This window comes from Aeromonas sp. SG16 (assembly GCF_024436135.1).
GTDB lineage: Bacteria > Pseudomonadota > Gammaproteobacteria > Enterobacterales > Aeromonadaceae > Aeromonas > Aeromonas jandaei.
On sequence record NZ_JANFNW010000001.1, the window covers coordinates 1,475,851 to 1,499,100 of the forward strand.

20 protein-coding genes are annotated in these 23,250 nt (G+C 58.3%); 12 read left to right on the forward strand and 8 right to left on the reverse strand.

Going from position 1 to position 23,250, the window contains the following annotated elements:
- The first annotated feature begins 3 nt into the window (after positions 1-3).
- On the forward strand, positions 4-969 hold the full coding sequence (locus NOM67_RS06725) for an alpha-L-glutamate ligase-like protein (protein WP_033114318.1): 966 nt from the start codon (positions 4-6) through the stop codon (positions 967-969).
- A 402-nt stretch (positions 970-1,371) separates the two neighbouring features.
- Here NOM67_RS06725 and NOM67_RS06730 read toward each other — a convergent pair whose 3' ends face one another.
- Positions 1,372-1,974 (reverse strand): peroxiredoxin C, encoded by a 603-nt coding sequence (locus NOM67_RS06730; RefSeq protein WP_033114317.1) that lies wholly within the window; start codon positions 1,972-1,974, stop codon positions 1,372-1,374.
- 145 nt (positions 1,975-2,119) lie between these two features.
- On the opposite strand from NOM67_RS06730, the gene NOM67_RS06735 reads away from it, so the two are divergent.
- The 3 genes from NOM67_RS06735 (at position 2,120) to NOM67_RS06745 (ending at position 4,161) form a co-directional block, all read left to right on the forward strand.
- Positions 2,120-3,028, forward strand: coding sequence for a hydrogen peroxide-inducible genes activator (locus tag NOM67_RS06735; protein WP_156853401.1), 909 nt, complete (start codon positions 2,120-2,122; stop codon positions 3,026-3,028).
- 181 nt (positions 3,029-3,209) lie between these two features.
- The gene (locus NOM67_RS06740; RefSeq protein ID WP_041208586.1) at positions 3,210-3,659 is read left to right on the forward strand and encodes a C40 family peptidase; all 450 of its coding nucleotides are present in this window, start codon (positions 3,210-3,212) and stop codon (positions 3,657-3,659) included.
- A gap of 325 nt (positions 3,660-3,984) precedes the next feature.
- Entirely contained in the window at positions 3,985-4,161 is a 177-nt protein-coding gene (locus NOM67_RS06745) for a hypothetical protein (RefSeq protein WP_104014414.1), read from the forward strand.
- Positions 4,162-4,257: 96 nt separating this feature from the next.
- Here NOM67_RS06745 and dsdC read toward each other — a convergent pair whose 3' ends face one another.
- Positions 4,258-5,208, reverse strand: coding sequence for a DNA-binding transcriptional regulator DsdC (dsdC, locus tag NOM67_RS06750; RefSeq protein WP_156853400.1), 951 nt, complete (start codon positions 5,206-5,208; stop codon positions 4,258-4,260).
- 222 nt (positions 5,209-5,430) lie between these two features.
- Between dsdC and dsdX the strand changes: the two genes are divergently transcribed.
- Entirely contained in the window at positions 5,431-6,768 is a 1,338-nt protein-coding gene (gene dsdX, locus NOM67_RS06755) for a D-serine transporter DsdX (RefSeq protein WP_255934966.1), read from the forward strand.
- A gap of 16 nt (positions 6,769-6,784) precedes the next feature.
- Entirely contained in the window at positions 6,785-8,116 is a 1,332-nt protein-coding gene (locus tag NOM67_RS06760; protein WP_156853398.1) for a D-serine ammonia-lyase, read from the forward strand.
- 74 nt (positions 8,117-8,190) lie between these two features.
- Here NOM67_RS06760 and icd read toward each other — a convergent pair whose 3' ends face one another.
- Both icd and NOM67_RS06770 read right to left on the reverse strand, forming a co-directional pair.
- Positions 8,191-9,444 carry an NADP-dependent isocitrate dehydrogenase gene (icd, locus tag NOM67_RS06765; protein ID WP_033114311.1) on the reverse strand — a complete coding sequence of 418 codons (1,254 nt, stop codon included), beginning with the start codon at positions 9,442-9,444 and terminating at the stop codon, positions 8,191-8,193.
- 165 nt (positions 9,445-9,609) lie between these two features.
- On the reverse strand, positions 9,610-10,485 hold the full coding sequence (locus NOM67_RS06770; RefSeq protein WP_255934967.1) for an AraC family transcriptional regulator: 876 nt from the start codon (positions 10,483-10,485) through the stop codon (positions 9,610-9,612).
- Positions 10,486-10,614: 129 nt separating this feature from the next.
- Here NOM67_RS06770 and manA point away from each other — a divergent pair, with 129 nt between their 5' ends.
- The 3 genes from manA to NOM67_RS06785 all read left to right on the forward strand — a co-directional run bounded on the left by manA (position 10,615) and on the right by NOM67_RS06785 (position 15,157).
- Positions 10,615-11,814 (forward strand): mannose-6-phosphate isomerase, class I, encoded by a 1,200-nt coding sequence (gene manA / locus NOM67_RS06775; RefSeq protein WP_255934969.1) that lies wholly within the window; start codon positions 10,615-10,617, stop codon positions 11,812-11,814.
- Between the two features lie 225 nt (positions 11,815-12,039).
- Positions 12,040-12,588, forward strand: a complete 549-nt coding sequence (locus NOM67_RS06780; protein ID WP_255934970.1) for a hypothetical protein — start codon at positions 12,040-12,042, stop codon at positions 12,586-12,588.
- Between the two features lie 928 nt (positions 12,589-13,516).
- On the forward strand, positions 13,517-15,157 hold the full coding sequence (locus NOM67_RS06785; protein WP_255934971.1) for a methyl-accepting chemotaxis protein: 1,641 nt from the start codon (positions 13,517-13,519) through the stop codon (positions 15,155-15,157).
- Positions 15,158-15,308: 151 nt separating this feature from the next.
- On the opposite strand, the gene NOM67_RS06790 is transcribed toward NOM67_RS06785, so the two are convergent.
- Positions 15,309-15,455, reverse strand: coding sequence for a hypothetical protein (locus tag NOM67_RS06790; protein WP_165791294.1), 147 nt, complete (start codon positions 15,453-15,455; stop codon positions 15,309-15,311).
- A gap of 559 nt (positions 15,456-16,014) precedes the next feature.
- Between NOM67_RS06790 and NOM67_RS06795 the strand changes: the two genes are divergently transcribed.
- The 3 genes from NOM67_RS06795 (at position 16,015) to NOM67_RS06805 (ending at position 20,291) form a co-directional block, all read left to right on the forward strand.
- Positions 16,015-17,910 (forward strand): PTS fructose transporter subunit EIIC, encoded by a 1,896-nt coding sequence (locus NOM67_RS06795; RefSeq protein ID WP_255934972.1) that lies wholly within the window; start codon positions 16,015-16,017, stop codon positions 17,908-17,910.
- Positions 17,911-18,151: 241 nt separating this feature from the next.
- Positions 18,152-18,904: a DNA/RNA non-specific endonuclease gene (locus tag NOM67_RS06800; RefSeq protein WP_042031250.1), complete on the forward strand. Its 753-nt coding sequence runs from the start codon at positions 18,152-18,154 to the stop codon at positions 18,902-18,904.
- 283 nt (positions 18,905-19,187) lie between these two features.
- Positions 19,188-20,291, forward strand: coding sequence for a YdcF family protein (locus NOM67_RS06805; RefSeq protein WP_201908011.1), 1,104 nt, complete (start codon positions 19,188-19,190; stop codon positions 20,289-20,291).
- 84 nt (positions 20,292-20,375) lie between these two features.
- Here NOM67_RS06805 and NOM67_RS06810 read toward each other — a convergent pair whose 3' ends face one another.
- The 3 genes from NOM67_RS06810 to cyoE form a co-directional block, all read right to left on the reverse strand.
- On the reverse strand, positions 20,376-20,750 hold the full coding sequence (locus NOM67_RS06810) for a DUF805 domain-containing protein (protein ID WP_201908010.1): 375 nt from the start codon (positions 20,748-20,750) through the stop codon (positions 20,376-20,378).
- 60 nt (positions 20,751-20,810) lie between these two features.
- Entirely contained in the window at positions 20,811-22,181 is a 1,371-nt protein-coding gene (locus NOM67_RS06815) for an MFS transporter (protein ID WP_255934973.1), read from the reverse strand.
- A gap of 166 nt (positions 22,182-22,347) precedes the next feature.
- Entirely contained in the window at positions 22,348-23,241 is an 894-nt protein-coding gene (gene cyoE, locus NOM67_RS06820; RefSeq protein WP_005347202.1) for a heme o synthase, read from the reverse strand.
- Between the last annotated feature and the right edge of the window lie 9 nt (positions 23,242-23,250).

Genomic DNA, 23,250 nt, shown 5'->3' on the forward strand with positions numbered 1-23,250 from the left:
CAGATGTGGTTCTGGGAAAAGTACACCACCCCGTGGAGCCTGTCGCAGGCAGGCATCCTCGGCATGAACAAGCGCAACCACTCCTATATCAGCCGCTACAATCCGCGCAGCCTCTATCCGCTGGTGGATGACAAGCTGCAGACCAAGCGTATCGCGCTGGATGCGGGCGTAACGGTGCCGGAATTGATCGGCACCATCCGCGCCCAGCACGACGTGGGGCGCATTACCGAGCTGGTCAAGGATTGGCCGGGCTTCTGCATCAAGCCTGCGCGCGGCTCGGGCGGCAAGGGGATCCTGGTGATCCTCCGTCAGGAAGATGGCCTCTTCTACAAACCCAACGGCAGTGCCAGCAACGGTCAGGATCTGGAGCGTCATGTCTCCAACATTCTGGCGGGGCTCTATTCGCTGGGCGGCAAGCCCGACGTGGCGCTGGTCGAAGGCCTCATCAACTTTGATGACGTGTTCGACGGCTACTCGTTTGAAGGGGTGCCCGATGCCCGTGTGATCATCTTCAAGGGCTTCCCGGTGATGGCGATGATGCGTCTCTCCACCTCTGCTTCCGATGGCAAGGCGAACCTGCACCAGGGTGCTGTGGGGGTGGGTCTCTGCCTGCGTACCGGCCGCGCCCTGCGGGCGGTGCAGTTTGGCAATCCGCTGCGCCACCATCCGGATACCGGCCTCGATCTCTACGAGCTCAAGGTGCCCCACTGGGATACCCTGCTGACGCTGGCCGCCTCCTGCTACGAGATGTCGGGGCTGGGCTATATCGGTACCGACATGGTGCTCGACAAGTTCCGCGGCCCCATGCTGCTGGAGCTTAACGCCCGCCCGGGTCTGGCCATTCAAATCGCCAACGGCCGCGGTCTGGTACCCAACCTCAAGACCATCGAGAAGCTGGGTCAGGTCAAGATGAACGTGGAGCAGCGGGTCAACTTCGCCAAGGAGCACTTCGGGGTCTTTGACGAATAGCCGCTGATTCCCGCAAACAAGCGCGCCCAAGGCGCGCTTTTTTTATCCTTCGCATTTCTCTGCGGGCAAACCCACTGCGCACCGCTCAACTCTCCCAGCCATGCCGCTTGCACATTACCTCTGCCATCCTTTTGCTGATATGGGCCAACACGGCGCTTCACTAGCGCCTATTCCGGCGACGCTTCTGCCCCCTCCCGGACTCATATTGTTGCAAATTAAGATGGGAAATCTTGATATCCGTTGCATAGGTGAAACAATTTCAGCGCCAGATAGCGGCCCGATGTGCCATGGGCAATAAGCAAGACCTGCATGACCTTGCGCTATGAACATCGGAGCAATGAATTGCAGATATAAAAAAACCGGTGCCTTGGCACCGGTTTTTCAAGCAGAGAGCTAACTCTATTACAGGGAGTCAGCGTTCTCGGACAGGTACTTGGCAACGCCGTCCGGAGAGGCTTGCATACCTTTTTTGCCTTTTTCCCACTGAGCCGGGCACACTTCACCGTGCTCTTCGTGGAACTGCAGGGCGTCGACCATGCGCAGCATTTCGTCGATGTTACGGCCCAGCGGCAGATCGTTGACAACCTGGTGACGAACAACACCGTTCTTGTCGATCAGGAAGGAGCCACGGAAAGCAACACCGGCTTCCGGATGCTCAACGTCGTAAGCTTTGCAGATTTCGTGCTTGACGTCGGCGATCAGCGGGTACTTGACCTGACCGATACCACCATCTTCCACTTTGGTATTGCGCCATGCGTTGTGGGAGAACTGGGAATCGATGGAAACACCGATCACTTCCACGCCACGTTTCTGGAACTCTTCATAGCGGTGGTCGAAGGCAATCAGCTCGGACGGGCAAACGAAGGTGAAATCGAGCGGATAGAAGAAGACAACGGCAGCTTTGCCTTTGATGTGGGATGACAGGGTGAAAGTGTCAACAATCTCACCATTACCCAGAACAGCTGCAGCGGTAAAATCGGGTGCGGGACGGCCTACCAATACCATATTCAATTCCTCTTTATGTGAAGTGAACAATCCAGTCAGGATTGGGCTACCTAGAGCCAAGTCCGTCTAATTCAAGCGACAAACTATATACCCGGTGGTAGATTAGTAAATCAAATTAAATAGATAGCATTAATCGGGTTTTTCTATGCAACGTTGGCCCAGCCTCAAACAGCTGCAATATCTGGTTGCTCTCGACGAGCACAAAAACTTCAATCGCGCCGCCAAGGCCTGTCATGTCAGTCAATCGACCCTGAGTACCGGGATCCAGACGCTGGAGGACATGATGAACCTGCAACTGGTGGAGCGTGACCACAAGAGCTTCATTATGACCCCGGTCGGCATGGAAATCGTCGAGCGAGCTCGCAATTTGCTCTCCGATGCGCGGGATCTGATGGAGCTTGGCCTCAATCAGGGTGGGGTGATGCAGGGCACGGTGCGGCTCGGCTGCATTCCCACCATTGCCCCCTTCCTCCTGAGCAAGCTGCTCAAAGAGTGCAGCAAGGCCTATCCTGACCTCGAATTGTTGCTGCGGGAAGACACCACCAGCAATCTGCTCAAACAACTTGAGCAGGGGCAGCTCGATCTGCTGATCCTCGCCCTGCCCATCGAGATTGGCGGCTTTCACTGCAAGACGGTCGGTCAGGACCCCTTCCACATGGTGATGCCCGCCAGCATGGCGGCCGGTCTGCACACCCCGTTCGACTACAAGGAGCTGCCCAACCAGAGCATCTTCCTGCTGGAGCGGGAGCACTGCCTGACCGAGCATGCGGTGAGCGCCTGCCGACTGCGGGACAAGAGCAAGATCAACCCGTTCGCCGCCACCAGCCTGCACACCCTGGTGCAGATGGTGGAGGCAGGTCTTGGCACCACCTTCCTGCCGCAGATGGCCATCGATGCCGGTATTCTCGACAACTCCGATCTGGTGGCCATCCCGCTGCCCGGCGAACACCCCTACCGCGAGATCGGGCTGGTGTGGCGCCCCAGCACCACCCGGGTGCAAACCTTCTACAAGCTGGCCGATCTGCTCAAGCCGCTTATCAGCCCCGCCTCCTGACCTGTGACGCCAGACCCCAAGCGCCAGCCACCGTGCTGGCGTTTTTTTGCAACAAAACGACCATTTTTGTCACATGTAGCTAGGTATCTGACCAATACCTTGTTTATGATGGAAAAGTTGTCGTGCCGAACGTGTCCTGTCGCACCTGTTTTGCCACGTTTGTTCTGGAGAATGTGCCCCGATGTACCGTCCGTTGCTGCTCATCCTGCTGACCCTGCTGCTGGCCGCCTGTTCCAGTACGCCTGAACCGCCGCCAGCCCCGCGCCAGAGCAGCGCCTTCGACGGCTTCTATCAGCAGTGGCGAGGAGTGCCCTACCGGATGGGCGGCACCAGCCGCGCCGGGCTCGACTGCTCTGCCTTCACCCAGCTCGCCTACAACCAGGTGCTGGGGGTCAACCTGCCAAGAACCACCGAATCCCAGGCCAATATCGGCCAACCCGTCGATCGCTACCGGCTGCAGCATGGCGATCTGGTCTTCTTCAAGACCGGCTGGCAGCAGTATCACGTGGGTGTCTACACCGGTGCCGGCGAGTTTATCCACGCCTCCACCAGCAAGGGGGTGATCCGCTCGCGGCTCGACAATGTCTACTGGAACAGCCGCTACTGGCAGGCACGCCGCCTCACTCAGTAATTTTCCAACCATACAGCCCGCAACAGACCAGAGAGGGGCACAAGCTTTCTGGCCCCTTCTGTCGCTATCCGGCTCAATTTTCGCCCGATTTATAACCCAATTGACCCCAAAACCTGATCTTCACATCTTTTTGTGATAAGGTAGTGGCCAATTTTTGACACCTTCGCTCTTTTCTCGACCGCTATCTGTCTGAATTGACACTTATAACGGCGAAAAACAGGGAGATCCGCAGACAAGGCGCAAGGTGCCTGCGACCGGGCCCGTTCAGGGTGTGGAGCCGTCGCAGCCGCAGTATCAATCGTCAAATTGATAAGGAGATCGTGCAATGAAACAGTACCAAAGCTGGCTTGGACAATATCTGATGAGCCGCCGCGATGGCGACCACGCCATGGCATCCGAGCTTGCCAGCTCCATCTGCGAGTTCTGGCAGCAGCAAGGGGATGAGACCGAGCTGGACAAGTGGCAGCAGATTTACCAGCACCATCTGGAAAGAACCACCTGATCCTTCGACTATTCGCCTTGCAGCACCACGCTGCAAGGCGCTTGTTTATCCCCTCCCCCAATAACCCCTGTTTTGTTTTTCCAGCAACCGGCCCCATCAGGCCGATGCAGTCTCTTGCGCCATCTGCTGCGCCCACTCGATAAACGCCTGGATCTTGGGACACTGGCGATTGGGCAGGGTCGCAATGTAGTAACGCTGCTCGCACTTCACCTCACGACCCGAAAACGGGGTCACCAGTTCGTTGCGCGCCAACCGCTTGCTCACCAGATTCTTGCGTCCCATGGCAATGCCCCCGTGGTTCATGGCGGCGATGATGGCGAGATCGGAGCGATCAAAGCCCATATTTAGCCGGCATTCTGCGAGGCTCACTCCGTGGTGGCGTGCCCAACTCTCCCACTCATCGCCATCGGAGTCATACCCCCAGGCCTGCCGATCGTGCAGCAGCCGACAGTGCTGCAAGTTGCCGGGATTCTCCAACAGGTTGTGTTGCATGGCATATTCGGGGCTGCAAACTGGCACTATGTACTCATCCATCAGATGGTGGATGGCGAGCCGCTCCGGTACCTTCTCGTCGAAGTAGAGGGTCAGATCGATGCCATAACCGTGCAGATTGATGTTCTCGTTGCCGGTCACAATGTTCAGCTCGATCTGGGGATGCAGTCTTGAGAAGTCGGCCAGCCTTGGCACCAGCCAGCACTGGGCGATGGAGGGGCGCGAGTAGATGGTCAGAGTGCCCGAGAGCTCCTGATTCCTGATCTCCAGGATCTCCTGATTAATGAACTCCAGCGAGGATTTAAGCGCCCAGAACACCCGCTGCCCTTCCGCCGTCAACACCACCTTGCGATGGAAACGCTCAAAGAGCTGAAAGCCCAATTCCTCCTCCAGCGCGCTGATCCTGTGGCTCACGGCGCTGGGACTGAGGCATAGCTCGTCAGCAGCCATGGCAAAAGAGCCGTGGCGCGCTGCCGCCTCGAAGGTGTGCAGCTTGGCCAGCTGGTAGCCATTCAGCAGCTTGTTGCGCGATATGTAGTGATCCGCGATATACATTCAAACTCCTCTCACCGGTTCACGTACATCATACCGCGCAACCCCCCTTTCCAGATGCAATGGAAAGACCCAATAAACATCATTTACAGAAAATGTGACCAATAAGGCCATTTTGCATCACTTCAGCTCATCCAAGTGGTCGATTTCATCATTTGTCAGCCCCGCCTCATTTTCATTCAATAGCGCATAAACAATCACACACAACAGATGTCGAGGCGCAGTATGAGTTCAGAGGTATGGGTCATCGCTACCTTGCTAAGTAGCATCGTTCTTATCGTGGTCACCATAGTGAAGGGCAAGATCCACCCCTTTCTGGCCCTGCTGTTGGCCAGCTTCTATGTGGGCACCCTGATGGGGATGGAGCCCCTCAAGATGGTCAGCGCCATGGAAGAGGGGATTGGCGGCACGCTCGGCTTTCTCGCCGCCGTCATCGGCCTTGGCACCATACTCGGCAAGATGATGGAGGTGTCGGGCGCGGCGGAGCGCATCGGCCTCGCCCTGCAAAGATGCCGCTGGCTTTCGCCGGATGTCATCATGGTGCTGGTTGGTCTGGTATGTGGCATCACCCTGTTTGTCGAAGTCGGCGTGGTGCTGCTGATCCCGCTGGCCTTCTCCATCGCCCGCAAGACCAATACCTCGCTGCTCAAGCTGGCCATTCCGCTCTGCACCGCCCTGATGGCCGTGCACTGCATAGTGCCGCCGCACCCTGCTGCCCTCTATGTCACCAATCAGCTGGGCGCCGATGTGGGTTCCGTCATCGTCTATGGTCTGGCGGTCGGCCTCTTTGCTTCTCTTATCGGCGGCCCCCTGTTCCTCAAACTGCTGGGCAACCGGCTCCCGTTCAAGGGGGTACCCGATGCCTTTGCCGACATAAAGGCGCGCGATGAGGCCACTCTCCCGACCTTGAGCGCCTCGCTCTTTACCGTACTGCTGCCCATTCTGCTGATGCTGGCCAAGACGGTCGCCGAGCTCAACATGGATCACGCCAGCCACCTCTACACTGTGCTGGAATTTATCGGCAACCCCATCACCGCCATGTTTATCGCAGCCTTCAGCGCCTACTACGTGCTGGGGATCCGCCAGCAAATGAAGATGGAGGGACTGCTTAACAAGACCGAGGAGTGCTTCTCCTCCATCGCCAACATTCTGCTCATCATCGGTGCGGGTGGCGCCTTCAACGGGGTGCTCAAGGCAAGTGGCCTGGGCGATAGCCTGGCCACCATCCTCTCCCAGCTGGATATGCACCCCATTCTGCTGGCCTGGCTGGTTGCCATCGTGCTGCACGCCGCAGTGGGCTCCGCCACCGTCGCCATGATGGGCGCCACCGCCATCGTCTCCCCCATCATGGTGCACTACCCGAACATCAGCCCGGAGATCATGACGCTCGCCATCGGCTCCGGTGCCATTGGCTGCACCATGGTGACTGACTCTCTGTTCTGGCTGGTCAAGCAGTATTGTGGCGCCACCCTGAACGAAACGCTCAAGTACTACACCACCGCCACCTTTGTCGCCTCCCTGATGGCGCTGGCCGGTACCTTCCTGCTCTCCTTTATCGTGTAACAAGACCGAGAACACTATGAAAAACATCGACGTACAACAGCTCACAGCGCAATTTCCACTGGTGCAATCCCTGATCGCGCTTGAGCAGGTCACCTGGTTCAACCCCAACACCACCACTCTGGCTGCCGGTCTGCCCTATGTGGGGCTCGATAACAACAATGTGGCGGACGCTTCCGCCCGGCTGGCCCGCTTCGCCCCCTACATGTGCGAAGCCTTCCCCGAGACCCGCGCCAGCAACGGTATTCTGGAGTCCGACATCGCCGCCATTCCGGCGATGCAGGCCACGCTCAACCAGCGTTACGGCGTTGAAGTCACCGGCAGGCTGCTGCTGAAAAAAGACAGCCACCTGCCCATCTCCGGCTCCATCAAGGCGCGCGGCGGCATCTACGAGGTGCTGGCCCATGCCGAGCAGCTGGCCATCAAAGCCGGTCTGCTGCGAGAAGAGGATGACTACCGCAAGCTCTTTAGCGAGGAGTTCCGCCAGTTCTTCAGCCAGTACAGCATCGCGGTAGGCTCCACCGGCAATCTTGGCATGTCCATCGGCATCATGAGCGCCAAGCTCGGCTTTACCGTCACCGTCCACATGTCTGCCGACGCGCGGGAGTGGAAGAAACGCAAACTGCGTGAACATGGAGCCATCGTGGTCGAATATGCCGAAGATTACGGGGTCGCGGTGGAACAGGGGCGCAAAGAGGCCGAGCGCGATCCCAACTGCTTCTTTATCGATGACGAGAACTCCCGCACCCTGTTCCTCGGCTACTCGGTGGCGGGCGAGCGGGTGAAAAAGCAGTTCGACCAGATGGGCATCAAGGTGGATGCCGACCACCCGCTGTTCGTCTACCTGCCCTGCGGCGTAGGCGGCGGCCCGGGCGGGGTGGCCTTTGGTCTCAAGCTCGCCTTTGGTGACCATGTCCACTGTCTGTTTGCCGAGCCGACCCACTCCCCCTGCATGCTGCTGGGGGTCCATACCGGATTGCACGATGCCATTGCGGTGCAGGATCTGGGCATCGACAACCTCACCGCAGCCGATGGCCTCGCAGTGGGGCGCGCCTCGGGTTTCGTCGGCCGCGCCATGGAGCGGCTGCTGGCGGGCTTCTACACCCTGAGCGATCAGGAGATGTATGACCTGCTGGGACTGCTGGCGCGCGATGAGCAGATCAAACTAGAACCTTCTGCTCTAGCTGGCATGGCTGGCCCGTGGCGCGTAGCGGCCGAACCGGCATGGCAAACCGCGCAGGGACTGGACGCGGCAACCATGGCCCGCGCCACTCATCTGGTGTGGGCCACCGGCGGCGGCATGGTCCCGGCCGAGGAGATGGCCAAGTATCTGGCAGCGGCCAACATCTGACCTTCTCCACTCACTCGAGATAAAAAAACCGGCGCTCATGGCGCCGGTTTTGTCTTTTCTGGCAAGCAGAGACATTACATCTGGTCGATCATGTCCTGAGCAAACTGGGAGCAGGAGCGCAGGGTCGCCCCTTCCATCAGACGCTCGAAGTCATAGGTGACGGTCTTGTTGCGGATCGCCGCTTCCATCCCCTTGATGATGAGATCGGCCGCTTCGACCCAGCCCATGTGGCGCAGCATCATCTCGGCGGAGAGGATGAGGGAACCCGGGTTGACCTTATCCTGACCGGCATATTTCGGCGCAGTGCCGTGAGTTGCCTCGAACAGGGCCACGCCGTCACCGATGTTGGCACCTGGTGCGATACCGATACCGCCCACCTGCGCGGCCAGCGCATCGGAGATGTAGTCACCGTTGAGGTTCATACAGGCGATAACGTCGTACTCGGCCGGACGCAGCAGGATCTGCTGCAGGAAGGCGTCGGCGATGACATCCTTGATGACGATGGTCTTGCCGGTTTTCGGGTTCTTGAAGGAGCACCAGGGGCCGCCATCGATCAGCTGGGCACCATACTCGTTCTGAGCCAGAGCATAACCCCAATCCTTGAAGGCACCTTCGGTGAACTTCATGATGTTGCCCTTGTGCACCAGAGTCACGGAGTCGCGATCGTTGTCGATGGCATACTCGATGGCGGCACGCACCAGACGCTCGGTACCGGCCTTGGACATCGGCTTGATGCCGATCCCGCAGGACTCGGGGAAGCGAATTTTCTTCACGCCCATCTCGTTTTGCAGGAAGGCGATCACCTTGTTCGCTTCGGCGCTGTCGGCCTTCCATTCGATGCCGGCGTAGATGTCTTCGGCGTTTTCGCGGAAGATCACCATGTCGGTCAGATCAGGACGTTTCACCGGGCTCGGGGTGCCGTCGTAGTAACGCACCGGGCGCAGGCAGATGTAGAGATCCAGCTCCTGACGCAGAGCCACGTTGAGAGAGCGGATACCGCCACCGACCGGAGTAGTCAGCGGGCCCTTGATGGCCACGCAGTATTCGCGAATGAAATCGAGGGTTTCGGCCGGCAGCCAGGCACCTTCGCCATAGACATGAGTCGACTTCTCGCCGGTGTAGATCTCCATCCAGGCGATCTTGCGCTCGCCCTTGTAGGCTTTCTCGACCGCAGCATTCACCACATTCAACATGGCCGGGGTTACGTCAACACCGATGCCATCCCCTTCGATAAACGGAATGATCGGATGGTTGGGAACCTGCAGCTTGCCGCTGGCGTCGACTGTGATTTTCTGGCCCTGGGTCGGGATAACTACTTTGCTTTCCATCGGCATCTCCTAACTTCCGTTTGTTATCAACTTGTTTGTTGCGCGCGGCCATCTTAGCCCATTCATTTTCATAATAAAATGGCGAGCTCGCATGTCAGACCAAAGAGGTAGAGCCCCGTTGGCAGTGGCGATTGCACTCCGACCACGACCCTTTTTTGCCCCCGCTTATTGCGCCAGCTCATGACTCTGGTTCTGGGGCTGGCTCAGGGAGCGATACTGGGTCGGGGTCAATCCCGTCTTCTGCTTGAACACCCGGCAGAAGTAGTTCACGTCGCTGTAGCCGCAACGGCTCGCCACCTCTTCAAGGCGAAAGCGGTACTTTTTCAGCATGAATTTGGCCCGATCGATCCGTACCCAGCTGATGTAATCGGCAAGGCGCATATGGCCCTGCTCGCGAAACAGGTGCGAGAGGTGGCTGGCCGAAACGTTGAAGCGGTGGGCGATGGAGTCGCGGGTGATGGGGCGGTGAAAATTTTCCTGGATATAGATGCAGATCCCGTGGAAGAGATCCGCCCCCCGCGGTCGATCTGTGGCAGAGGCGATCAGCAGTTGCCGAGCACTCGACAACAACGCCTGCAGCAGGTGGTCGTCGGTGGGAGAGCGACCGGGATCCTCGGCCAGCACGTTGAGCGCCGCCAGTATGTGTTCGATGACGTGGCCCGCTCGCGCCATGATGCTGTGCTTTTGCACATCGAAGAAATCGGGGTCTTCCCGTCGCTTGCTCACCAGACTGAAGCCCAGCTGGCGCTTGCCAAAGAGCAGGCTCAGCACCGAGCAGTCGGTGGTCCAGAGCGGCTTGTTCCAGCCGTTGGGGGGAATATAGAGCGCCTGTCCCGGCAATACGCTGATCTCCCTGACCCCCTCCTCCCTGTCCCAGATCTGGTTGAGATACTCGCCGCTGAACACCAGTTCGAGGCGGGGAAAGTTGACCTGATAGCTGAAACCGGGGGGTACCCCCTGTTCACTGGCAAACCAGATTTGGTCAAATGGAACCTGTTCGCTCAGGGCTCCGTCGAGCAGTTGGCTGAAGATGAGAGACATGGTGATCCTGATCAAGAGAGAGGCAAGCGGTTGCGGCGCGCGCGACCGCCCATGTTATAGTCCGGTCCACAGCAGCAATGCCACCCTTTTCTGCACCCGATTTTCTTCAAACTAGACGAGGCGTCCCTTATGAGCAGTAGCGATCTGCCCTCCTTTCTGTTGATGCAAAACCCGATTCAAGGCTATGACTGGGGCAGTCATGACTCCCTCACCACCCTGTTTGGCATTGCCAATCCGGAGGGCAAACCCCAGGCCGAGCTCTGGATGGGCGCCCACCCCAACGGCTGCTCCGACGTAGTCGTGGCGGGCCAGACCCAGAAGCTCTCGACCCTGATCGAGCGCGCCCCCGCCGCCGTGCTGGGTGAGGCCACCCTCGCCCGTTTTGGCAGCCTGCCATTCCTGTTCAAGGTGCTGTGCGCCGAGAAGGCCCTCTCCATTCAGGTGCACCCGAGCAAGGCTCAGGCCGAAGCGGGCTTTGCCAAAGAGGAGGCCGCAGGCATCGATATCAAGGCGAGCAATCGCAACTACAAGGACCCGAACCACAAGCCGGAGCTGGTGTTTGCCCTCACCCCCTATCAGGCAATGAACGGCTTTCGCGCCATCCCCGCCATTCTGGCACTGTTCGAGCGGGTCAATCTGGCGGCCATCGCCGATCTGACCGCAGCCCTTGCCGCCAACCAGAATGAAGCGGGGCTGCAGCACTTCTTCCACCAGCTGCTGGTACTGGAAGGGGCGCGCAAGGAGGAGGCGCTGGCGGGGCTGCTGGCCTTTGCTAGCGAGCATCAGGATGAGGAGACCTTTGCACTGATCACCAGTCTGGCGGCCCAGTATCCGGGCGACGTCGGCCTCTTCTCGCCGCTGCTGCTGAACGTGGTGACCCTCAAGCCCGGGCAGGCGATGTTCCTCGATGCCTGCACCCCGCACGCCTATGTACGCGGCACCGGCCTCGAGATCATGGCCAACTCGGACAACGTGCTGCGCGCCGGCCTCACCCCCAAATACATCGATGTGGCAGAACTGCTGGACTGTACCCGCTGCCAGGCCAAACCGGACGACCAGATCCTGCTTGCTCCCCATGTTGAAGGATCGGTGCAGCACTTCGAGGTACCGGTACCTGACTTCACCTTCAGCGTCTATCCGGCTGGCGAGCACCAGCTCACCACCGCCAGCGCAGAGATCCTGTTTGCCATCGATGCAACCGTGATCCTCAAGCGCGGCGATGAGACACTGCGTCTCGAGAAGGGCCAGTCTGCCTTTATCCCGGCCACCACCGGCAGCTACCAGCTGCTGGCCGAAGGGCGGGTCGCCCGCGCCGGCAACCGCAGCTAAGGCGCAAACGCCATTACCGAATAAACGAAGGGGCCATCATCGATGGCCCTTTTTCTTGCGAATCAGTTCATTGCGCAGTTTTCAGCCGAAAAGCTGGCTCCATTCGGATGTGACCTTTGCTGCCAAAATTCTTGATGTGCGGCATAAATTCACCACATTCCTCTTTCGCAACGCCCATCGTTGACTATGATGCCCGTTTAACCCCCCCTTTTTCCGGAGACCGCCATGACCCTTCCTCGTCAACCGGCACAGGTCAGGAACCACACCATGAAAGCCCGCACTGCACTCCCGCTTCTGCTGCTGGCACTGCTGGGCAACCCGGTTTATGCCGCTTGCGACGACGGCGTTGCCATCAAGCATGCCAAGGCGTTCTGGGAGCATCACCGGAACTTCTATTACACCGATCCGGCCAGGATCAAAGAGTTGCTGACCCCGGACTTTTTCAGCGTGCTGAGCCGCGAGGCCGAGTGCAATGCCGACGGGGAGGTGTGCGCCATTGATGCCGATCCCTGGACCAACGCGCAGGATGGTGATGTGGTTGAGCCCATCACCTTCAGTGCGACCAGCAGCAGCGACAGCACGGTGGCCGTAACCATGCGCTACCGTCTGGCGATGACAGATACCCGGCAGGAGCCGCAGGAGGTCACCCTCCAGCTGCAAAAATCGGGCGATCAACGCTGCTTTTTGCTCGACGACTTTATCCCCCCGGGCGAAGGCTCCCTGAAAAAGCAGTTGCAGCAGTGGCAGTTGCAAAATGATGGCGGGCAACAATAAATAGCCACGGAAGGGCTGTGGGGGAAGGCCAGCTCTCCTGGCGCTCAATGAAAAGGGGCTGATATTCCCTATCCCTCTCACAACTCCCTCACACAGCACATATGAACTATTTGGCAAACCGCTCAGTTTTTCGGTATGCCTCTCCTCTGCTTACTCTCTTTTGGCGGCTCAGCTTGGCTCTGCCATCGCACCTTGAACCTAACACTAAACTCAACCCTGCTGTGCTTCCCACTGGCCGTCAGTGCTTGATTAACTCCTGATTCAGAGAGCTCACTCTGCTGGAGGAACATATTCGGCGTCCGCTCAAACAGGAATGATATCCGGATCATCTGGATAATATGAGGAGAGAAAAATAATAGTGCACTCCTTATCTCTTTTATTTATCGGTTCCAATAAGAACCAAAATAACCATGGAGATAGCTCGCCGATGCATTTTTTTCATGCCATTTCCTAGATGTCGTCATATGTCATTCTGGTACAACCACGAAGCAAGCCTCAGTGAAATGAAAGAGTTCTCTTTTGATTAACCAAAACCTGCTCGCCGTCATTTCACTTAGCAGATAAATAGTGTCAAACGGACATAACCAGCCAACACCCATCAGCAATCCAAAAAAAACAAAGCAATTGAATTAAAAAGAAAAAACAACGACAAAACTTGATAGCCATGACCACACTGGATTTAAAAATACAAAGTGATTCGACAAAAATAACTAGATGGTTCTATCAATAATAAAAATGACTGGTGATGGATCTGATATTTATTTCTGGCATGTCAGCCAAACACGGTTGATGTCAGAAAATGAACATTTCATTTCCCTTGTGATTAATCTCGCTTTTATTTGATTTATTTTTAAGGTATCACATCCCGTGGTCGATATAAAAATTCACATATCGATTTCCTTGAAAAATGATAGATACAAGAGGCTATATGCTGACAAAAATGACAATAGGGCAAAAGCTGATAATGGCGTTTACCACTCTCGCATTGTTGATGCTTGGGTTTGCCTGGTTTGCCACTGCGCAACTATCCAATATTTACCGTGATGCCAGCGAGGTCACTGATAATATTGTCCCCTCCATCCGGGCATCCAGCCAGATGCACGTGGCCTTGCTGGATGCTCGCCGTGCCGAGCTGAACATGGTGATCGATGCACTGGGTAAGGATTCCGCCTCCCTCAGCAACAGCACACAGAATTTCGAGGCGGCAAAAAACCAGTTCACTGCCGCCGAACAACGGTATGGATCTATGCCTTTTGTCTCGGAACAAGATCGCAATATCTTCGCCGACCTGCAGGCTGCTGCAGCCAAATACTTCTCCGTCCATGACAACCTGCAAACGGCCATCGTACAGGGCGACATGGTTCGGGTGCTGTCGTTGATCAAAAATGAGTCCCGCACAGCACTTGAACAGGCCGGGCAGGATGGTCTGGAACTACGCAAGGAGAACGATCGGGTCGCCAATCAACTGACCAAACAGAGTGAGGCTTCCTATGAGCGAGCCAAACTGCTGAGCACTACGATCGGTGCGCTAACCCTGTTGTTCGTGATTATTGTGGCCTGGCTGCTGATCCGGCAGATCCGCAATCCGGTGATGACCCTGCTGGAGCAGACCCGCCAGGTGGCAGCAGGCAACCTCACCAGCCAGCTCGATATGCAATGCTTCTCCCATGACGAGCTGGGCAAACTGGCTCAGGGATTCAACGAGATGCAATCCAATCTTCGCATGCTGGTCAACGAGGTTTCTGGCTCGGTGGTGCAACTGGGAGCGGCAGCTGAAGAGATCAGCGCGGTGGCACTGCAATCGGCCAACAACATGGGGACACAGCAGCACGAGCTCAACCAGCTGGCCACCGCCATGAACGAGATGCAGGCCACGGTACTGGAGGTTGCCCGCAACACCAACGACGCCGCCAGCGCAGCGACTTCCGCCAGCGATACTGCTGCACAGGGCAGCGAGACCGTCAATGACTCCATCGGCAGGATCGAGAAAGTGGCTACCGCCATCGAAGAGACTGCACTGGTAATCCGCCAGCTGGGTGATGACAGCCGAAATATCGGCATGGTGCTTGAAGTGATTCAGGGGATTGCCGAGCAGACCAACCTGCTGGCACTGAATGCAGCAATCGAGGCCGCACGGGCAGGTGAACAGGGTCGTGGTTTCGCCGTGGTCGCCGATGAAGTACGCACTCTGGCCAAACGCACCCAGGACTCCACCTCCCAGATCAATCGCATCATCTCCGAACTGCAGCTGCGCGCCAACGAAGCGGGCGTCACCATGCAACAGAGTCAGGATATGATGACGGAGACGGTTCATACAGCCCGCGAGGCAGGTGCCGCCATTGGCGAGATCAGCAGCTCGGTCAATAGCATTTCCCATATGAACATCCAGATCGCCACGGCAACCGAAGAGCAGGGAGCTGTCAGCGAGGAGCTCAACCGCAACGTGGTCAATATCAGCAACGCCTCGGAAGAGGTCGCCACCGGCGCCAAGCAAATGGCTCAGGCTTGCAACGACCTCAACCTGCTGGCAAGCCAGCTGCAGGATGTGGTGCGCAAGTTCCGGATCTGAAGACTACTCTTCGAGGGCAAGTCAATCTGACGCGTTCCCCAAATAAACAACCCCGCAGCGTACAAGCGTTGCGGGGTTGCGTTATTACGCAGAGTTGCCAATAGCAAAACCGGACTGTGGCTCTTATCGGCTCACACGATAAATTGAGCGGTTACCCTACCTCTTCTTCCTGATAATCACCGGAGCGCTCCTGCTGCAGTGCATCGACTCTCGCCTGCCACTTGTTGTGGGCTTGCTGCTGTAGCTGACGCTCCAGCTCCTGGCGCATGGTGTCGACCTCTTGGTCTAGTTTTTCCATCAGAATATCTCCTTGTTTTAGCGAGTCACACATGTTGAACGCGACTCAGGGCTGACGGCACTTGGCCAATGTATCACCTGTTTCGACAACCGGATCCCGCCAACTGCCCAATCAAATAAACGATTGCTTTTAGCTGAGCCAATCGAATATTTGGGCTGGTCATCACTCTCTCCTCCTCCCTTTGCTCCTCACTCTCGTCACAACATTGCTCAGCGGGTCCCTCACCCAAATCCTGTTTTTTGCTGCCCTCTTCACACTTTTTATGGCGGATCCACTCACACAAATCTCCATCTGCAGGATTGCCAGAATGGCGTCACTCAAACAGAGATTAATAATGAGCAGCAATTCAACCATATGTTTATAAAGGATTTTATTTATTCATCATGGTTAAACCCAAGGCTGTGTAAATTGCGAGCAGGGTCACAGGGCGGAGGATGTCACACAAAAATCCAGTAAACGGCACATTTGTCCGATTTCGACGAGGGGGCAACGGGAGAACAATATTCCAGTCAACCCAATCCCCACCCAGCGAGCTCAGGAACGGAGCCAGGAGAGTGCAATGTTACCCACCATAACCAACGGCAGACTTATCTGTCTGGAGCTGAAGGCCACCAGCAAGGAGGCCCTGTTTGACGAGATGGCGCAGATGCTGGCGCGCGATGGCGCCGTCTCTGACCAAGAGCAATTTGTCAAAGATGTCTGGGCCCGCGAGCAGCTCGACTGCACCGGGTTCGAGCAGGGTGTGGCCCTGCCCCACGCCAAGAGCGCGGCAGTCAGTCGCCCGGCTATCGCCATCGGGATCAGCAAGCAAGGGATCGAGTACGGTGCCGAAGATGGCAAACCGACCCGACTGATCTTCATGATCGCCTCCCCGGATGGCGGTGCCAACCACCACATCGAGGTGCTGGCCGAGCTCTCGACCCGTCTGCTGGAGCCGGGCTTTATCGAGCAGATGAAGGCCGCCGCCACCACAGAACAGGCGCTGGCTCTGCTCAAACAAGGCCCGAGCGTTGCAAAACCGGCCCCGGCCGCCAAACCGGCAGCCACTACACCGGTTGAACCCACCGAGCGCACCTTCAAGGATCGCCTCAACACCATGAAGCAGCACCTTCTGTTTGGTACTTCCCACATGATCCCCTTTATCGTGGCGGGCGGTGTGCTGCTCTCCCTGTCGGTGATGATGAGCGGCAAGGGCGCGGTGCCGGAAGCGGGCTTCCTCAAGGATATGGCGACCATGGGTATCGCCGGCCTGACCCTGTTTACCGCCGTATTGGGCGGCTACATCGCCTACTCGCTGGCTGACAAACCGGGTCTGGCGCCGGGCATGATCGGCTCCTGGATTGCCGTGCAGCACTATCAGACCGGTTTTCTCGGCGCCATTCTGGTGGGCTTTATCGCCGGCTTCGTGGTCAATCAACTCAAACGGATCAAGTTGCCGGACTCCATGAGTTCCCTTGGCTCCATCTTCATCTACCCGCTGATCGGTACCTTCCTGGTGTGCGGCATCGTGATGTGGGGGATCGGCGCCCCGATCGCCGCCATGATGGAGGGGATGAACCACTGGCTCTCCAGCATGGCGGGCTCAGGTAAAGTGATGCTGGGTGCCATTCTGGGTGGTATGACCGCCTTCGATATGGGCGGCCCGGTCAACAAGGTTGCTACCCTGTTTGCCCAGACTCAGGTCAACACCCAGCCCTGGCTGATGGGCGGCGTCGGTATCGCCATCTGTGTGCCGCCGCTCGGCATGGCGCTGGCCACCTTCATGTCTCCGAAGCGCTACAAGAAAGAGGAGCGTGAATCCGGCAAAGCGGCCGCCATCATGGGGATGATCGGTATCAGTGAAGGTGCCATCCCGTTCGCTGCCGCTGACCCCGTCCGCGTTATCCCGGCCATCGTGGCAGGCGGCATCGTCGGCAACATCACCGGCTTTATGATGCACAGCATCAACCACGCCCCCTGGGGTGGCTGGATTGTGCTGCCGGTGGTGGAAGGCAAGATGGGCTATATCCTCGGCACCATCCTCGGCGCCCTGACCACAGCCGTCATCGTCAACATTCTGAAAAAACCGGTAAGTGAAGAGGAAGAGGTCACCACCACAGATAGCGACTATCAGGTGATTGAAGCGGAAGGGGAAGCGGACGTACTGGCCATCACCGCCTGCCCGTCCGGCGTAGCCCACACCTTCCTCGCCGCCAAGAGCCTGCAGAAGGCCGCCGCCAAACAGGGGATCAAGATCAAGGTCGAGACCCAGGGCGCCAACGGCATCATCAACCGCATCACCGCCAAGGATGTCGCCAACGCCCGCTGCGTCATCTTCGCCCACGACGTGGCGATCAAGAACCGGGAGCGCTTCACCGATATCGAGGTCATCGACGTGAAGACCAAGGAGGCGATCCACAACCCGGAAGCACTGCTGGCTCGCACGCTGGCAGACAAGGGAGAGCAGGCGGCCTGAGACGACTGACCCTCGCAATCTTGTACCAAAACAAGGGGCCCACTGTGGGCCCCTTGTTTTTAGCCTCAATCAACTCTCCATCATCTCATGGTGAAAGGCGTTGATTTAAAACACATTAGCCATCCACGCGACAGTTCTTGGCGAGACGTCACAAATCCGGAAAGTGTCATCAAGCTGCAATTGAAGCTCCTTCGAGATGTGTATCAAATGATGCGGCCTACTAAACTGGAGCATCACAAAAATGATAAAAATCAATAAATTGGTTCTGGCTGTCACCCTCTCCCTCGGCACTGCACCGCTCTTTGCTGCGGGCTTTGTCTGCGGGGAACACATGCGCTTTGGCACCCCCTCCGAAGCGGATCAGAAACTGTGCCGCGACGGCTATGCCGCAGGCTACAACTACGACCACAAGGTCTCCGAGTGGGTGTCTTACCGGATGACCGCCCAGAGCGCACAGGGCAAGATCAAGCGCAAGGATGCCTTTGCCGAGGACAAGGAGGTGCCGGTCGCCTATCGCGCAACCCTGTCGGACTACAAGGGATCTGGCTACGACCGTGGCCATCAGGCTCCCGCGGCCGACATGGCCGCCACCGATATCACCATGAAGCAGAGCTTCCTGCTGACCAACATGACACCCCAGCTGCCAGCCCTCAACCAGAAGGCGTGGCGCATTCTGGAAGAGAAGGCACGCCAATGGGCTATCAGCCGCAAGGATGTGCAGGTCATCACCGGCCCCATCTTTACCGGCTCTGAAGAGTCCATCGGTCAGGGTGTGACGATCCCGAGCGCCTACTACAAGATCGTGATGGATCCGGCCAAACTGCAGGCCATCGCCTTTATCATGCCGCAACAGGATATTCCCGTTAGCAAGATCGCCGACTACCGGGTGTCGGTGCGTGAAGTGGAGGAGCAGACTCACCTCAACTTCTTCAGCGATATGCCCGAAGAGCAGCAGGAGACACTGGAAGCCCGTGTCTCCCCGATGTGGAACTAACTCAAAATTCGATAGATTGAGAACCAACCTATCCAAATAACAGATAGGTTGGGGAACCAATGCTGCCGATGGCAGGGGGGAAAACCGCTCCCCCTGCCCTTCTGGAAGAGCAGCCGGGAACGCGGCTCATCCCCCACGACTCGCTCCGACTCACAGTTTGACGCCCCGATAACTGCTATATTGCCCGCCTGTTTTGGTACTAACCGACTGAATTGACGCGACTTTGCTTGGCGCCGCCAACTGGCGACGCGCAGTGGCAATCAGCCCGACCGAGGAATCTTCGATGAAACAGACCCTTCTCGCCCTGACGCTGAGCGGCCTGCTGGCTCTCTCCCCCCTCGCCCTGCAGGCGACCGAAAGCTCGATGCAGATAGAGAGCGACCTCAATACCCTGGTGAGCAAGCGCCAGGTGGTGGACATGCTGCTGGCCGAAGCGCAGCAGATCTACAAATCGCCGGCCAAGATCTCCCACGCCGGCTTTACCGCCAAGATGCCGAGCAACATGGAGCTGGTCACCAACCGGCTGCTGGCGGCCTACAAACTCGAACCCTATCGCACCGACCTGCTCATCTCGGCGGCCAACGCCCAGATCTACAACGGCAATATCGACCGCGCCATCTCGCTGCTGGAGCAGGCGCAGGCTGTCGCCCCCGATGACCTCGACATCAACAGCTACCTCGCCATCTGGCAGCTGGTGAAAGGGAACAAGGAGGCGTCACGCACCGCCCTGGCCAAAGTGGCAGATCGCAACGGCGGGCGTGCCGCCGATCTGGACAAGATCATCGCAAGGGTACAGCGGGTCACCACCATGGCGCTGCAGACCGAGCTGACCGAGGATCAGCTCAAGGCAAGCAAAGAGGGTAAACGCGCCATCGTCACCCTGGGTTATGCCCTCAACCCCGATGGCACCATGGATCGGATCCTGCTGGGCAGGCTGCAAGCCACTCTCAAGCTCGCCAAGGCGGATCCCGATTCGCTCATCATCCTGACCGGCGGGGTGCCGCAAAATCACCAGACCGAGGGCAAGCTGATGGCCGACTGGCTGGCCAATCACGGCATCGACCGCAGCCGCCTCATCGAGGAGAACTACGCCACCAGTACGGTGGAAAATGGTCTCTACAGCGCCTATGCCCTCGCCCGCCACCAGATCAACTACGCGGTGCTGGTGAGCTCCGCCAGCCATGTCCGCCGCGGTCAGGCGGTGCTTGAAACCGCCTGCGACCAGACCGGCCCTGCCGGATTGCAGGTGGTGAGCGTCAGTTTCCCCGACAAACCACTCGAGGATCTGGCGAGCGTGAGCCAGAGCGAGCTGCTCGGCATCTACCGCGACGTGCTGCGTACCTACGGTATGTGGAGCTACCGCTCGGCCCCGCTGATTGAACGCTAACGAACCTGCAATCAGCCCAAGTCACAGAAACAGAGAGGGAGGCATCTTGCCTCCCTCTTTCGTTTGTACGTTTAGCCGCACCTGTCAGCTGGCGATAAAGCCCTGCGAGGGGCTCGCTTTGGGATCGTCACCGAAGCGGTTTGGCCCCTGCTGGCCGTTGCAGACCATAAAGTAGATAAGCACCAGGGTACCGATAACGGGGATAAGGCCGATCAGAAGCCACCAGCCGCTGCGGTCGGTGTCGTGCAGACGGCGTACCGCCACGGCGAGGGACGGGAGCAATACTGCCAGCGAGTAGATGGCGCTCAGGATCTCCTTGTCGCTGCCAATCAAGCGATCCACCATCCCCACCAGCAGCATGAATACGACGTTGCAGAGCACGAACATCCAGTATTCGGTGCGACGGGCCCGCCCGCTGAATACCGCATATTGCTTGAGTACCGAGATATACCAGTTCATTTCGCCTCCAGACTGTTTTCAAAAACAAGTAGTTGCAGATCCGAACCGAGCTTAGCGCGATCAGTGCCAGCCGTCGATGACCAGCAGCTCCAGATCCCGGCGGCTGATGCGCTTGCTGTCCACCTTGACATAGACAGAGCGCTCGGAAGCGGCCAGCAGCACGTCGCTCACCCCGTCGCAGGAGCGGATCTTCTGCTCCAGAGCCATATTGGCCTCCACCCCTTCCGGCAGCACGATGCGCAGACTGCTCACGTAAGGGGGCTCCTGCATGGTGAGGCTGACCCCGAGCCAGAGCAGCGCCAGTGCGGTGCAGCCGCCAAACACCAGCGAGGCGCCACCTAGGCTGTAGAGCAAACCACCGAGGCTGCCGCCGATGGCCACCCCGATAAACTGGCTGGTGGAGTAGATCCCCATGGCGGTGCCCTTGTAGCCGGGGGGCGACTCCTTGCTGATGAGGGATGGCAACAGCGCCTCCATCACGTTGAAACCGATGAAGAAGATCTGCAACCCGGCGAGCAGGCCCCACAGCTGCAGCCCGCTCTGCCAGAGCACCAGCTCGGCGACGAGCATCACCAGCACGCAGATCTGGAACACAAGCTTCATCTTTCTGTGCTTCTCGGCATAGATGATGAAGGGCACCACGCTGACGAAGGCGATCAGCATGGTGACCAGATAGGCTTGCCACTGGCTGTCGCGGGGCAAACCGGCGCGCTCCAGCAGCGGCGGCAACGCCACGAAGCTCGACATCAGCAGGGTATGCACGCAGAGAATGCCGAAGTTGAGCTTGAGCAGGCGCGGGTTGGTCAGCACGGTGCGCATCCCCCCCTTCACCATGCCGGACTCGCGATTGAGCAGGTGGTCGCTCGGGGTCGGCACCAGCCAGAGGGTGACGCCGATGCCCGCCAGCGCCAACAGGGCGATCAACCAGAACAGGCCGGAGAGCCCCAGCGCATGGGTGATGAGGGGGCCGGTCACCATGGCGATGGCGAAGGTGATGCCAAAGCTCACCCCGATAAAAGCCATCGCCTTGGTGCGGTTCTGCTCACGGGTGAGATCAGACAAGAGCGCCATCACGGCGGCGGAGATGGCGCCGCTCCCCTGCAGGGCGCGGCCGAGGATCACGCCCCAGATGGAGTGGGTCAGCGCCGCGATCACGCTGCCGAGGGCAAACATCAGCAGACCGCCGACGATGAGGGGCTTGCGGCCCACCTTGTCGGAGAGCAGGCCAAACGGGATCTGGAACAGCGCCTGGGTCATGCCGTAGATGCCGATGGCCAGGCCAATCAGCGCCTCGGAAGCCCCCGCAAGGGACATGCCGTAGGTGGTCAGCACCGGCAGCACCATAAACATGCCGAGCATGCGCAACGAGAAGACGGAGCCGAGCGCCCAGGTGGCACGGCGCTCGCCCCTCGTCATGGTGAAATCATTCATGATGGCCTCGATAGGTCAGGGAAAAGGAGGAGTAACGGGGTGACCGACAGCTGCCATGCCACACCCGATATACGGGAAAAGTGCCCGACGGGGCGGCCCCATAATAACAGAGCCGGGAAAGTTCCCGGCTCTGGATTTCATGCATTTAGGGGCACAACTCACACTATCAGGGCAGCATGCTCACCAGCACGGGAGCTGCTTCCGGTTGAAAATCCACCGACATCATCACGCTGAGACAAGTGATGGTGACGATGGAGAACATGAACAGCTTGCGGGCCCAGAGCGCATCATCCACCAGCTGCTTGTAGCCAGACAGCGCCATCCCAAGCCACCAGACGCTCACCGCGGTGGCCACCACCAGATACTTGTAGCCGGCATAACCACCGAGGAACAGCATCAGGGTCGGCACCATAAAGGCCAGGATGTAGAGGGTGATGTGGAGCTTGGCCACCGGGATCCCCTTCACCACCGGCAATACCGGGATGTTGGCCGCCTGATAATCCTTGAAGCGGAAGATGGCGATCGCATAGGAGTGCGGCATCTGCCACAGGCTGAAGATCGCCAGCAGGATCAGCGCCCCCGAGTCGAACTGACCGCTCACCGCACAGTAGCCGATGACCGGTGGCGCAGCGCCGGAGAGGCTGCCGACCAGGGTGCCGTAGACCGAGTGACGCTTCATGTAGAGGCTGTAGACCCCCACATAGACAATGAAGCCCAGCACTGCCAGCAAGGCGGCCAACGGATTGGCCGCAAAGTAGAGCAGTGCAATGCCTGCAATGCCGAGCGCCGTGGCGTACCAGAGCGATACGCCGGGGGCGATCAGACCCTTCACCAGAGCACGGTTCTTGGTGCGCTCCATGATGCAGTCGATATCCCGGTCGATGTAGTTGTTAAACACGCAACCGGAGGCGACCACCAGTGATACACCGGCCATGGTCAGAATGAACAGGGGCAAGTCCATGCTCCCCTTGGAGGCCAGCAGGAATCCCCCGATAACCGAGATGAGGTTACCGAAGATGATGCCCGGCTTGGTCACTTGCAGGTATTGCTTCATCATCATTGCCAGCCT